General features: G+C 71.7%; 8 protein-coding genes. 6 read left to right on the forward strand and 2 right to left on the reverse strand.

All coding sequences use genetic code 11. From position 1 onward, the window contains the following. Positions 1 to 39 precede the first annotated feature (39 nt). Positions 40 to 2,475 (reverse strand): M14 family metallopeptidase, encoded by a 2,436-nt coding sequence (locus ACN265_RS11700; protein ID WP_421407371.1) that lies wholly within the window; start codon positions 2,473 to 2,475, stop codon positions 40 to 42. 375 nt (positions 2,476 to 2,850) lie between these two features. Continuing rightward, the gene (locus ACN265_RS11705) at positions 2,851 to 4,083 is read right to left on the reverse strand and encodes a PucR family transcriptional regulator (protein WP_204923063.1); all 1,233 of its coding nucleotides are present in this window, start codon (positions 4,081 to 4,083) and stop codon (positions 2,851 to 2,853) included. Between the two features lie 222 nt (positions 4,084 to 4,305). Between ACN265_RS11705 and ACN265_RS11710 the strand changes: the two genes are divergently transcribed. From ACN265_RS11710 to ACN265_RS11735, 6 genes are all read left to right on the forward strand, one after another. Beyond that, the gene (locus ACN265_RS11710; protein ID WP_357935487.1) at positions 4,306 to 5,223 is read left to right on the forward strand and encodes a dihydrodipicolinate synthase family protein; all 918 of its coding nucleotides are present in this window, start codon (positions 4,306 to 4,308) and stop codon (positions 5,221 to 5,223) included. Positions 5,224 to 5,422: 199 nt separating this feature from the next. Then, a complete protein-coding gene (locus tag ACN265_RS11715) occupies positions 5,423 to 7,468 on the forward strand; it encodes a M6 family metalloprotease domain-containing protein (protein WP_421407374.1) in 2,046 nt (681 codons plus the stop codon). Positions 7,469 to 7,544: 76 nt separating this feature from the next. Further along, positions 7,545 to 7,997, forward strand: a complete 453-nt coding sequence (locus ACN265_RS11720; RefSeq protein ID WP_421407376.1) for a hypothetical protein — start codon at positions 7,545 to 7,547, stop codon at positions 7,995 to 7,997. Next, the gene (locus tag ACN265_RS11725; RefSeq protein ID WP_204923060.1) at positions 7,994 to 8,575 is read left to right on the forward strand and encodes a TlpA family protein disulfide reductase; all 582 of its coding nucleotides are present in this window, start codon (positions 7,994 to 7,996) and stop codon (positions 8,573 to 8,575) included. Before ACN265_RS11720 ends, ACN265_RS11725 begins: the two co-directional genes overlap by 4 nt. A 451-nt stretch (positions 8,576 to 9,026) precedes the next feature. Then, a complete protein-coding gene (locus tag ACN265_RS11730) occupies positions 9,027 to 10,139 on the forward strand; it encodes a sugar phosphate isomerase/epimerase family protein (RefSeq protein WP_357935475.1) in 1,113 nt (370 codons plus the stop codon). A 405-nt stretch (positions 10,140 to 10,544) separates the two neighbouring features. Further along, entirely contained in the window at positions 10,545 to 13,763 is a 3,219-nt protein-coding gene (locus ACN265_RS11735) for a ThuA domain-containing protein (protein WP_421407379.1), read from the forward strand. Positions 13,764 to 13,865: the final 102 nt, after the last annotated feature.

Below are 13,865 nucleotides of genomic sequence, written 5' to 3' on the forward strand. Positions count from 1 at the left end.
CGGGGGCCCGCGTGGCGCGGGCCCCCGCCGGTGTGTCCGTCAGCCGGTGGGCAGGGTCGCCCAGCCCCGGTTGAAGGTCAAACTGTCGTCGTCCGGCCGGTAGTTGCGCTCGATGTTGCCGGCCGCGTCCACCGAGAACCAGTGGACCTTGGTGCCGGCCGGGACGGTCAGCGTCTCGCCCCCCTCCCGGATGCCCGCCGAGGCGTACAGGGTGGATGCGAACGTCGGCCGGGAGCCGTCGAGGGTGTAGAACACCGCTGCCGGCTCGCTGACGTCGAACCGGACGCTGACCGAGCCCTCGGTGGCGCTCGGCGTGACCGCCAGGGTGCTGGTCGGGCGCTTCTTGTCCTTGTCGAAGTCCCGGGCCACCCGCAGCAGCTCGACCAGGCCGTTGCTGAACTCCATGGTCTCCTGGTGCGCCTCCTCCCAGGTGGGCTGGAAACTGGTGCCCACCTCGAAGTTCCAGGCGTAGATGCCGTACTTGTACCAGAGCATGTCGCCGGAGTTGCCCGCCGCCGAGTACAGCACGTCGGAGATCGGGCCGGTCCGTGCCGGGGTGACGGCCATGTTGCGGTGCCGCTTGATCGCGGTGAGGATGCGCGACGACGCGCCCCAGAAGAACGACTCGTCGGCCAGCGTCGGCCGGGGCGCGGAGATCCGGCCCGGGGTGGCGTACGCGCCCGGCGACCACATGAAGTAGTTGCCCGAGGAGTGCAGGTTCATCGAGAACTTCATGTTGGGCCGCTGCGCCAGCCAGTCGACGTTGCGGTTCTCCGGCTCGGACAGCTCACTCGGCCCCGCGTAGGTGTCACTGGTGCAGCTCGCCGACGCCCCCGAGTAGCCGTCGAAGAGGCTGTACTCGGTGTAGTTGCGGTTGTTGTCCACCCCCCACGAGTTGCGGGCCAGCGCGTCGGTGGCACCGCCCGGGGCACAGTGGTTGGTCATGTTGCGCCGCTGCGAGGCGTAGTCGTAGAACGAGTAGTGCCCGCCGTCCGGGTTGATCGACGGGACGATCCAGATGTCCAGGGTGCGCAGCAGCTGCTTGGTGTTCTCGTCGGTGGCGTGGTTGCGCAGCAGCCGCTCGGCGGTCTCGATGGTCACCAGCGGGGGGACCCACTCGCGGGCGTGCTCCTGGGCGTAGGCGAGCACCCCGGTGCGGGAGCCGTCGCGGTACTTGCCGATCCGGATCGCGTACACCGGGTGCGGGTCGCGGGAGACCCCGGCCGGTGCCTTCAGGTTGTCCGTCAGCGGCGTCGACGCGACCGGCGCGACCACGCCCGCCCCGGCGTCACCCCGATAGGTGTACGCCCTGACCAGCGCACCCGCCTCGGCGGTCAGCGCCGCGGCGACCTGGGCGGCGGTGCTGGTCACCGCGCCGGCGGCGTCGGTGCCCAGGCTGACCCGGATGGCCTTGCCGGTCACCGTGACCGAAAGCGGCCGGTCGGCCGCGCCCGGGTCGGCCAGTTCGACGGTGATGTCGTTGCCGCCCTCGTGCCCCCAGGCGAGCGAGTCGACCGCGACCCGGGTGGCGTTGGTCCCACCGAGCACCACCTGCGCCTTCCGCCGGTACCCGTTGGTCTGGTACGGCAGCTTCACCACCTCGGCGAGCTGCGGGTAGGCGTCGGCCAGCCGCTTGATCCGGTCGTACAGCTCGGTCGGGGTGAGGTAGCTGGTGACGAAGTCCTTCTGGTAGCCGGGGCCCTCCGGGCTGTCGGCCGGGATCGGCAGCCACTCCTTCACCTCGGCGACCGCCACGTCACCGGTGGGGCTGGTGATCTGGATGCGCTGCGGGCGGGCGGTGACGGCGGCGGCCCCCCGGTGGTAGAGGTAGACCCCGGCGTCGACGAACCGGGTGATGTTCTGGGTGCCGCCGGAGCCGATCTCGGTGCCGGGGCCGCTGTCCCGGGCCACGGTCAACGTGCTGGTGGAGGTCTGCCCCTGGGCCCACTTCGCCTCGACCGAGAGCACCTGGTTGGTGCCGGAGGTGTAGTAGTCGGCCCGGATGATCTTCACATCGGAGGTGGCGGCGCTGCGCTCCAGGGTCGCCGTGTACGCCCGGTTCTCGGCCCGGTGGGCGGCGATCGTCGCCTCGCGTTCGCTGACCCGCTGCGCGGAGTCGGCGGCGTCGTGCAGCACGGCACCGACCCGGTAGCCCATCCGCTTCAGCGCGGCGACCTCGGTCGGGGTGACCACGGCGTGCACCACGATGCCCGCCTCGGTGGGCGTGACGTGGTGGTCGAGGTCGACGCCGGTGGCGACCAGCGCGTCGAGCTGGGCCGTGCCGTCGACCGTCACCTCCACCACGTCGGCCTGCTCGTCGGCGGAGCGTTCGAGCACGGCCGGGGCGTCGGCCTCCCGGTCGGCCGGGGCTGCGGTGCCGGCGGTCGCCGGGCCGGCGAGCAGCAGCAACGCCACGCCGGCGGCCGTCGCGGCGGGTAACCGCCGCCAGCGGCGGGGGAGTGCGGAACGGGACATCGCGGGCCACCTTTCCTGGGGGTGCGAGACGGCCGACGGCGCGCGGCAGCGCCCGCCGTCGGGCGGGGTGCGAAACGGGGAGGTCGGACGCCGACAGTCGGGCGACGGTGGGCGGCCGGACCGCGACGTCGACCCGCCGACGACGGGGGACACGTGGTGTCTCCCGGACGCGCGGGGCGACGGACCGGCGCCGAACCGGTCTGCGGGACGGGCGTGGGGGGCGTACCTGGTTACGGTCGGTCGTGGGGGCATTGCCGATCGGTGCGCCCATCCTGGCCGTACCCGCTCGGATCTGTCAATGATCTGTCCGGACGGACACGGGCTGTCACAGCGGGTGTCCTCTCCCGACGGTCGACGCGGTGACCCCGCGACCGCTCAGGACGCCGACCGGTAGTGGCCGGTGAGCCGGCCCAGCTTCATCGCCAGGTGCAGGCACAACCGCTCGTTGCCGTCCTTGAGGTCGGTGTCGGCGAGCTGCTCGACCCGTTGCAGCCGGTAGTAGAGGGTGGTCCGGTGCAGCCGCAGCTTCTCGGCGGTGGCGTGGGCGTTGCCGGCCAGGTCGAGGTACGCCTCCAGGGTCTCCAGCAGCACCTGGTGGGCGTCGTCGCGCAGCAGCCGCTCCAGCCCGGGGTGCACCCCGGCGACGTCGAGGTCCCGGCCGTCGAGCTGCGACAACACCCGGTAGATGCCCAGCCCGGCCCAGGAGACCACCGGACCCAGCGCCGGCAGTTGCACCCCCACCCGGGCCGCCTGCACCGCCTCCCGGTAGGACTGCACCGCGTCGACCAGCCCGGGACGGGGCTGACCGATCCCGGTCACCGTCCGCTCCACCGAGGACAACCCCCGGGTCGCCTGCCGCAGCACGTCGTCGAGGTGCCCGGCGGCGGCCTGCGGGGTGGGCCGGCCGGCGATCCGGCCCCCGCAGATCAGCAGCACCCCGTGGTCGGGCCAGACCATGTGCAGCGACTCCCGGACGCCGAGCCACCGGCGGGTCGCCACCAGCGCCTGCTCCAAGGCGATCCGGGCCACCTCGTCGGGGTGCCGCCCGTCGGCGGGGGCGAGCTGGGCGACCACCGCCGTGGTCGTGCCGTCACCGGCGACCGTGCCCTCCTCCAGCAGCGCCCGGACGGCGTGCGCACGGGCCTGCGGGCTCTCGACCAGCAGCGTCCGGGTGGCCTCGGACTCCCGCTGCGAGGCCAGCTCACCGAGCAGGTTCTCCCGGTAGAGGGCCAGCGACAGGTCGGTGAACGCACCGGTCGCGGTGGCGATGTCGGCGTCGGTCATCGACCCGTCGTCGTCGATGAACCAGACGAAGCCGAGCAGCAGGTCGTCGTGCCAGATCGGCACGCAGACCCGGGGGAGCAGGTCGAGGTCGACGTCGGCCGGGGTACGCACCGGCTCACGGGCGGTGAGCACACCCATCCGGCGGAACCAGGCGATCACCTCCGGGGTGGTCTGCCGGCGCAGGATCGACATCCGGCGTACCTCGTCCATCGGACCGTCGTGTTCGCTGTAGACGACCACCCGCTGCCGACGGTCCTCGATGAGGGCGGGACGCCCCACCCGCGCGGCGACGGCGTCGACTATGCGCTGAAGCTCACCATGCATGGATCTCCCCTGGTTGGCTGCGCGGCAGGGGGTGCGACAGCCGGTGCCCTACCCTGTGCGGCCGGTGGGCCTGTGCGCAAGGTCCACCGGGGATCTACCGACAAAAGGACGGCCCCCACGGCGACTGTTCCGGCAATTGTCCGAAGCACCGTGGTGATCGACGATCGTAAGGTTCCGGTGCGGTGGGCAGCGGGCCGCCGGCGCGCAGGAGGGAACGCCCGAGTGACAGCTGGTAGGCCCTGGCGGGGGGTGCTGGTCGCCGTCACCACGCCGTTCCGCGACGACCTCGGCGTCGACTTCGACCGGCTCCAGGAGCACGTGCGCTGGCTGGCGGAGGCGGGCTGCCACGGGGTGACGCCGTGCGCGTCGGTGGGGGAGTACCGGGCGCTGTCCGACGACGAGCGGGCCGACGTGGTGCGGGCCACCGTGCAGGCCGCCCCGCCGGGGTGCGCGGTGCTGCCCGGGGTCGGCGGGTACGGCAGCCGGCAGTCCCGCCGCTGGGCGGAGCAGGCCGCCGCCGCCGGGGCGCACGGGGTGCTCGCCCCACCCCCGGACGGCTATCCCGCAGGCGACGCCGACGTGGTCGCCCACTACCGCGAGGTCACCGCCGTCGGCCTGCCGGTGGTGGCGCACAACGACCCGTACGACACCCGGGTGGACCTCACCCCGGAGCTGCTGGCCCGGGTCGCCGAGACCGACGGGATCGTCGCGGTCGAGGAGTTCTCCGGCGACGTACGGCGGGTGCACCGCATCCGGGACCTCTGCCCGCACGTGGACGTGCTGGCCGGCGCGGACGACGTGCTGCTGGAACTGGTGCTGTGCGGGGCCCGGGGCTGGGTGTCCGGCCTGTCCAACGCGTTGCCCCGCCCGGCCCTGCGCCTGTACGACCTGTGCGCCGCCGGTGACCTGGCCCGCGCGTTGCCGCTCTACGCCGAGCTGCACCCGGCCTTCGGCTGGGGCTCCCGGCCGGAGGCGGTACAGGCGATCAAACTGGCGATGGACGCCGCCGGGCGGTTCGGTGGCCGGTGCCGTCCGCCGCGCGGTCCGCTGCCGCCGCCGGCCGCCGCCCGGCTGCACCGGGACCTGGTCCGGGCCCTGTCGGTCACCGTCGATCCGGTCACCGACGGTCGTCCCCGCTGAACCCCGCGGCCGGACATGACCCGCCGCCGGTCCTTCAGGTGTCGGAAGCCGCCGGGCCACCTGCCGACATCTGCACGGTGACCGGCCCCGGCCCGTCCTCCTAGATTCGCTGCGCGGCCCGGTGTGCGGGCGTCCCGGCAGCCACCCCACGGGACCCCGGTCGCCGGCGACCGCGTCCCTCCCGACGAGAGGTGAACCCGTGCACCGTGCTCCCCGTAACACCCCCCGACTGCGGCGTCGCGTGCTGGCCGCGGTCCTGGCCGGCACGCTCGTGGCGACCGCCGCGACGCAGGCTGCCGCGGCCCCGGCCAACCCGGCCGGCGGCACCGCTCCGTTCCAGGTCCTCGACCCGCAGGCCTGGCAGAACCCCGACACCATGACCTGGGACGACTACCGGGCGGTGCCCGGCAAGAACTGGGCCGACCCGAGCGTGCGGGGCTCCCTGCGCAACTTCAAGATCGCCCTGGTGGCGCTCGACTATCCGGACCAGACGTTCGCGGTGTCCCAACGGGCCCGCTCGACGGTCTTCGGCAACCCCCAGTCGGTCGCGGCCAACATCCCCCGCGCCGACGTGCCGAAGTTCTACCAGGACTTCCTCAACACCCCGAACACCCTGAACAAGGGGCACACCCTGCACGAGTACTGGATGCAGGACTCCAACGGGCGCTACGGCGTGGACCTGGCCGGGTTCGGGCCGTACCAGATGCCGGCGAAGTCCTACCAGTACGGGCTGGACAACAGCTTCAACCCGGGTGCCTGCCCCAGCGGGGACACCTGCAACAAGAACATCCGCACCGACGGACTGGGCGCGTGGCGGGCGGCGGTCGGTGACGAGGTCGCCAACCAGTACGAGCTGGTCTTCATCCTCAGCGCCGGGCAGGACGAGTCGTCCACCTGGCAGGAGTTCGGGCAGATGATCTTCCAGAACAAGGAGGACGTGCCGGACTCCTGGGGCCCGCCGGACCCGAACCTGCCGAACTGGGCCAAGACCCGCTACGTCGAGTGGACGTCGTGGAAGGCGGCGGCGACGCTGTGGCCCAACGCCGGTGGCGGCTCCTCCACCCAGGGGGAGAGTTCCGGCATGGGGGTGTACGCCCACGAGCTGACCCACCTGCTCGGCATCGGCGACAACTACAACAACCCGTACGGCGAGCCGTTACGACGGGCGTACACCGGCATCTGGAGCATGATGTCGCGCGGGTCGTTCAACGGACCCGGCGGCCCGCACACCCGCTGGCAGATCCCGCCGACCAACGGCGGCTCGATGGGCTCGCTGCACACCGTGCGGGACAAGCTCAAGATCGGCCTGCTCGGTGAGGAGCACGTGCTGCGGCTGTCCCGGGAGGCGCTGGCCTCGTCCGGAATGGTCACCGCCCAGGTGACCGCCCGCGCGGTCGACGCCGGCCCGAAGGGGCTGACCGGCGTGAACATCGCCATGAACAAGGACCTCTCGCCGGCCTGCACGGTGGCCACGAACCCGCTGTGCGACGGCGGGAGCTTCAACAACTACACCGTCGAGGTCGTCGACCGGATGGGGGCGGACTCGTTCACCCCGGACCGGGGCGTGCTGCTGAGCAAGACCAAGAACGCCGACAGCGCGCCGTTCCAGTGGGTGGTGGACGCCAACCCGCAGGACATCGACATGATCGACTTCTACCGGCCGGACGGCACCCCGCAGAAGATCACCATGGGTGACTACCGGCAGCTCTCCGACGCGCTGTTCCACGCCGGGGCGGACACCGGCAGCCAGTACGAGTACGTCGACGAGGCCAACCGGCTGCACTTCTACATCATCGACCTCAAGCGGGACGCGGCCGGCTCGCTGTCGTACACGGTGGCGGTGCGGTCGCTGGACGGCACCGGGGGCCCGAGCACCCACGGCGTGTCCCTCGGCAAGGGCGAGGTGACCAGCACCGGCAAGCCCACCAACCGGGGCGTGACCTGCTCGTTCGAGCTGACCAACAGCGGCACCTACTCCGCCGGCGGCCAGCAGCACCCGGAGGACGCGACCGCGTACCTGAAGTCGGACGTCTACCGGCTCTCGGCTGAGGTGGCCGGTAAGGGCTGGCGGACCTGGCTGCCCAACCCGCTGGCCACCGCCCAGTTCGGCAAGTCCACCACCGTCCGGGTGTCGGTGGGGGCCACCGCCGCCGCCGCGGACACCGGCTTCGTCAAGCTCACCGCGACCTCGGAGAGCGACCCGTCCAAGACGGTGACCAAGCAGTGCCGGGTGGAGAAGTCCTGACCGGAGTCGACCGACGCCGTGGGTCCGTGGTGGCGCAGGCCGCCACGGACCCACGGCACGGGTGGGAGGAGACCATGTGCGGCTGACCACGAGTGCCCGCCACGGCGTCGGCGCGCTGGCGATCCTGCTGCTGGCCGGGGTCGCCGGCTGCGGTGGCTCCGACGCCGGACCGGAGGCGGTCACCCCGACCACCGTCCGGGTCCTGGTGCGCGACATCAACATCCGGGCCGCGGGCGTGGACTGCGCCGGCACCGGACCGTACCTCTACTTCCACCACCGGGCGCCGTTCCGGGTGCTCGACCCCGACGGGGCGGCCCTGGTGACCGGGACGCTGCCGGCGGGCACGGCGGTGGCCGCGTTCGCCGAGGACCTGGAGGTGGAACGGGTGCCGACCTACTGCGAGTTCGCGGTGCCGGTGCGGGTGCCGCAGCGCACCGGGTACCGGCTGGAGGTGGCCGGCCGGCCGGCGCTCGACCTGACCCCGGACACCAGTGAGGGCCCGGCGCTGGTCGCGGTGGTGCCGGCATGAGACGGCTGCTCGCCCCGCTGCTGGCGGTGCTGGTGCTGGCCGGCTGCACCGCCCGACCGGCCGACCCGCCCGCACCGGCGGCGCTCGCCGGGGGTGCCGCGACGTTGCCCGGACCGGTCCCCGCCGACCTCGCGCTGCGCCCGCCGCCCGGCGGCGCACCGGCCGCCCCGGCGTTCACCGGCGGGCTGACCGACGGCACCCCGCTCACCGCCGCCCGGCTCTGGGCCGACCGCCCGGTGGTGTTCACCTTCTTCAGTTCCTGGTGTACCACCTGTGCCGACCGGCAGGACGCGCTGAGCGAGCTGGCCCGCCGGTACCGCGACCGGGTGGTCTTCGTCGGGGTGGCCGGCGTCGACCAGGCCGACGAGTTGCAGGACTACCTGCGGACGCACCGGGTGGAGTACCCCGTCGTGGTGGACGACCAGCAGACCGTCTGGCGGTCGTACGCGGTGCGCGAGCCACCGGCCGTGGTGCTGGTCGCCAAGGGTGGCGCGTTGCTGCGCGGCTGGCCGGGCGGGCTGGACGCGGCGGCGCTGGAGCAGCGGCTCGGGGAACTGGTGCTGGCCGGTCCCGGGTAGCGGGCCGGGCGTACGCACGACGGACCGACGCTCCGGTCGATGGTGGAGCGGTGGGTGGCGACGCGACGGGCGTGGTGTCGATTCGATTCCGGTCGACCCCGCGCCCCCCGCGTCGCGTCCGCCTGTCCGCGTCCCGTCCCCGTCGGTGTTCGTGCTGGTGAGGGACGGGGGATCGACCGGTGAGCCGATGGTGGGCGACCGTTCGGGCATCGGTTCCGACCATCAGGAACTTTTGTTCGCGCGAACAAAAGTTTCTCCGTCCGAGGTCTATCTTTAGCCGTCGGCCACCGTTAGTGTCCGGTTCACAGACGTAACACGGTTGACATCCCCCCTTGATCGAGCAGTCATCCACCGGGCCACGCGTATTCGGCGGCGCAGGTCCTTCGAACTCTCCCAGCAGGACTCGCACGTCTCAGTGGCCCGTCAGGGCCACCCTCGAAAGGTGGAACTTGTGAACGAGGATCAGCGCCGCATGGCCTCCGACCCCCAGTACCGCACCCAGGTCACCCGCCGTAAGCTGCTGGCCGCGTCGGCCGGCGCCGCCGCCGTGCTCGGCGCGGCCGGCCTGCCGGTGCTCCAGACCAAGGGCCCGGCCCGCGCGGACGGCAAGTGGCAGGTCGACCCGCTCATCCCGGCGCAGAACCGGGGCATCATCCTCTACAGCGTCCGGGACCGCATCTCCGCCGCCCCGGACGACAGCGGCGTGCCCTACGGCTTCGAGCGGGTGCTCGCCAGCCTGGCCGAGATGGGCTACAAGGAGATCGAGTTCGCCGGCTACAACCAGCACACCTCGATCCTGGGCCGGCAGATCACCCCGACCGAGATCCGCAAGATCCTCGACGACAACGGGCTGGTCGCCAACGGCACCCACACGTCGATCAACGCGGCCACCTTCCAGCAGCAGCTGGACATCGCCGAGGAACTCGGCATGAAGAACATCGGCACCGGCAGCGACCCGACCAACAGCGCCTACCAGTCCGACTGGGACGCCGCCGCCGACCTGTGGAACGAGCTGGGCCGGCAGGCCAAGGAGCGCAAGATGCGCCTCTACACCCACAACCACGACGTGGCCTACTCGTTCCTGCTCGACAGCGGCCCGCTGGACGCAAACGGCAAGCCGACCCGCTCCTCCGGCGTGCGCCGGCTGGAGTACTTCTTCGCCAAGACCGACCCGAAGTACGTCTACTTCGAGTGCGACATCTACTGGGCGTACGTGGCCCGGTTCAAGCACACCAAGTACACCAACTCGGCCGGCCAGCAGAAGACCTCGCTGTTCGACCCGATCCTGAACGTGGCCCGGCGCACCAAGCGGTTCCCGCTGTTCCACGCCAAGGACGGCAACCGCAACTCCGCTCTGGCCAACGGCTACGAGATGATCCCGCTCGGTGAGGGCGACATCAACTTCCAGCAGTTCTTCCAGACCATCGGCGAGTCCGACTTCCACCACGCCAACTGGGAGATGGACACCGCCCCCGGCGGTGCCGCCAACCCGGGCCAGTCGCTGGACTTCGCCCGGCTCAGCTACGCCAACATGGCCGACCTGACCATCTACCACCAGAGCTGACCCGCCCGGCGGCCGGCAGCCGGCCGCCGTCTGCGCACCGACCGGCGGTCGCACCACCGCCGGCGGCACCGACGGTGGCGGTCGCGTCCCCCGACGCGACCGCCACCGCCCGGGCCCGCCCCGAGGAGTCCGGGCCGCCCGGCGGCCCCGGACACCACCGGGCGTGCCGCCCCGGCGGGCCCGTACCACCTGATCACCTCTTCCGACCCGTGACCCCGGGCCGCGCTGCCGCGCGCCCCCGGCACGGGCCCCGGCCGTACGCAGCTCCCCGGTCGGCGAACCGCACGGGGTCGGGACGACGTCGTCCCGTCCCCACCGGAGAGCGAGACGCGGCACCGCACCACCCGGGTGGCCCCGGCACCCGCCCGGAGCAGGCAGCACATCGTCCCCCACCGGAGGAACCAGATGGCAAGATCGGTACACCGATGGCTCGCCGCGATCGCAGGGGTCGGGATCGTCGTCCCGCTCGCCGCGACCGCTCCCGCGTTGGCCCAGCCGGCCCAGGACCCGACAAGCGTCCTGGTGTTCACCAAGACCGACGGTGAGCGTCACCCGTCGATCGACAAGGGCGTCAACGCGATCCGCACCCTGGGCAAGGGCAACGGCTTCACCGTCGACGTCACCCAGAACTCGACCGCCTTCTCCGACGACAACCTGGCCAGCTACGGCGCGGTCGTCTTCCTCAACACCACGGGCGACGTGCTCAACGGCGGCCAGGAGGCGGCCTTCGAGCGCTACATCCGCAACGGCGGCGGCTACCTCGGCGTGCACGCCGCGGTCGAGGCCGAGCCGTCGTGGACGTTCTACCGCGACATCGTCGGCACCACCGCCGCCGGCACGGCGTCGAGCGGGTCGGCCAGCATCGACGTGGCCGACCGGGCGCACCCGGCGAGCAAGCCGCTCGCCCGGCAGCTCACCCTCAGCGACCAGTGGTACAACTTCACCACCAACGTCCGGGGCACCGCACACGTGCTGGCCACGGTGGACGAGAAGAGCTTCACCGGCGGCACCATGGGCTACGACCACCCGATCTCCTGGTGCAAGGACTTCCAGGGCGGCCGGTCGTTCTACACCGGACTCGGTGACAGCGCCGACACGTACGCCAACTCCGCGTTCCGCAAGCACCTGCTCGGCGCGATCCAGTGGTCGGCCGGCATGGTCCAGGGCGACTGCGGCGCCACCGTCAAGGCCAACTACGAGAAGGTCATCCTCAACGACGAGCCGGGCGAGCCGATGACCCTGTCGGTGCTGCCCGACGGTCGGGTGCTGCACAACACCCGGGCCGGCGAGATCCGTCTCTACGACCCGAAGACCGGCGCGAGCCCGGTCATCACCACCATCCCGGTGTACCAGCACGACGAGGACGGCCTCCAGTCGGTCACCGTCGGCCCGGACTTCGCCACCGACAAGTGGGTGTACGTCTACTACGCGCCCAAGCTCGACACCCCGACCACCGACGCGCCGGTGACCAGCACCGACCCGAACGCGTGGGACGCCTACAAGGGGCACAACCAGCTCTCCCGGTTCAAGTGGGTGGAGGAGCCGACGCCGCACCTCGACCTGGCCAGCGAGCAGAAGATCATGAAGGTCGACACCGACCGGGGTGTCTGCTGCCACGTCGCCGGTGAGATCAAGTTCGACGGCAAGGGGCTGCTCTACCTGGTCACCGGCGACGACACCAACGCCGGTGGCTCGGACGGCTTCACCCCGATCAACGAGTCGCCGACCCAGGGGCCGGGCTACGACGCCCAGCGTTCCGCCGGCAACACCAACGACCTGCGGGGCAAGGTGCTGCGGATCAAGGTGAAGGCCGACGGGTCGTACAGCATCCCGGCCGGCAACCTGTTCCCCGAGGCCGAGGACCGCGACGACAAGACCCGCCCGGAGATCTTCCTGATGGGTCTGCGCAACCCGTTCCGCTTCGACGTGGACTCCAGGGGCTTCGTCTACATCGGTGACTACTCGCCGGACTCGCAGGTGCCGAACGCGGCCCGGGGGCCGGAGGGCACCGGCCGGTGGATCGCCGCCAACAAGGCAGGCAACTACGGCTGGCCGTACTGCTACTCGCCGACCCTGCCGTACATCGACTACGACTTCGTCACCAAGCAGTCCAAGGGCGCGTTCAACTGCGCCGCACCGGTGAACGACTCGCCGCGCAACACCGGCCGTCGGGTCCTCCCGCCGGTGCAGGACCCGCAGCTCAACTACACCTTCCGGGCGACCACCACCTGCGCCGAGGCGTACCTGAGCACCCCGCCCGGCACCTGTGAGTTCCAGTGGCCGGTGCTCGGCACCGGTGGCGTCGGGCCGATGGGCGGCCCGGTCTACAAGTACGACGCCGCGCTGGACTCCGCGACCAAGTTCCCGGAGTACTACCACGACGCGGTGGTCTTCGGGGAGTTCACCCGGGACAAGATCTTCATGATGCGCACCAACGGCAGCGGCAAGCTGGTCGGGGTGGAGCAGTTCCTGCCGGGCTTCGTCTTCGACAACCCGATGGACATGGAGTTCGGCCCGGACGGCAACCTCTACCTGCTGGAGTACGGCGACGGCTTCTTCCGGGCCAACCCGGACGCCGCGCTGTCGGTGATCCGCTACGCCAAGGGCACCCGGGCGCCGGTGGCCGAGCTGAAGGCCACCCCGACCTCGGGTGCGGCGCCGCTGACCGTGCAGTTCTCCGCCGAGGGCTCCTACGACGCGGACCCGGGTGAGACCATCACCTACGCCTGGGACTTCGACGGCAACGGCACCACCGACTCGACCGACCGGGACGCGTCGCACACCTACACCACCGTCGGGGTGTTCACCGCCAAGCTGACGGTCACCGACACCAGCGGCAAGACGGCGGTGCTCACCCGCGAGATCACCGTGGGCAACACCGCGCCCACCGTGAAGGTCACCTCGCCGCTGTCGGGCACGTTCTTCAACTGGGGTGACACCGTGCCGTGGACGGTCACCGTGACCGACCCCGAGGACGGCCCGATCGACTGCAGCCGGGTCACGGTCTCCTTCGTGCTCGGCCACGACACCCACGGCCACGGCATGAGCGACGCCAACGGCTGCTCGGGCTCGTTCGAGACCCCGGCCGACGGCGCCGACCACGCCGGTGGCTACCTGTACGGCGCGATCAGCGCCACCTACACCGACAAGGGCGCCAACGGCCAGCCGGCGCTGTCCTCGCTCGACCAGATCGTCCTGCAGACCTTCCGGCAGCAGGCCGAGTTCGCCCAGGTCCAGCAGGGCGTCACCCTGGCCAACACCACCGACGCCGGTGGCGGGCAGCACGTGGCCGGCATCGACAACGGTGACCACATCGCGCTCGACCCGATCAACCTGGGCGGGATCGACAAGATCACCTTCCGGTACGCCGGTGGCTCCACGGCCACCGCCGGAACCCCGCGCGGCATCGTCGAGCTGCGGCTCGACTCGCCGACCGGCGCGCTGGTGACCAGCGCGACGCTCAACGCGACCACCGGCACCAGCGCCTGGGCCAGCCAGACCTTCCCGGTCAGCCAGGCAGCCGGTACCCACGCGCTCTACCTGGTCTTCAAGCCCGTCTCCGGCGGACCCACGACCAGCCTGTTCAACCTCAACTGGGTGGAGTTCGGCGGCCCGACCTCCTGACGTCACCCTCCGGTCGCCGGGAGGACGGAGACTCCGTCCTCCCGGCGGCGTATCGGCACCGGGCGGTCACCGGCGGTCGACCGGTCGGCACCACGGGTGTCC

The organism is Micromonospora sp. WMMD730 (genome assembly GCF_049178955.1).
Taxonomy (GTDB): Bacteria; Actinomycetota; Actinomycetes; order Mycobacteriales; family Micromonosporaceae; genus Micromonospora; species Micromonospora wenchangensis.

What these genes read in the sequence shown, in the direction of transcription:
- ACN265_RS11700 (WP_421407371.1), bottom strand. Translation starts at nt 2,475, where the DNA reads ATGTCCCGTTCCGCACTCCCCCGCCGCTGGCGGCGGTTACCCGCCGCG.
- ACN265_RS11705 (WP_204923063.1), bottom strand. Translation starts at nt 4,083, where the DNA reads ATGCATGGTGAGCTTCAGCGCATAGTCGACGCCGTCGCCGCGCGGGTG.
- ACN265_RS11725 (WP_204923060.1), top strand. Translation starts at nt 7,994, where the DNA reads ATGAGACGGCTGCTCGCCCCGCTGCTGGCGGTGCTGGTGCTGGCCGGC.
- ACN265_RS11735 (WP_421407379.1), top strand. Translation starts at nt 10,545, where the DNA reads ATGGCAAGATCGGTACACCGATGGCTCGCCGCGATCGCAGGGGTCGGG.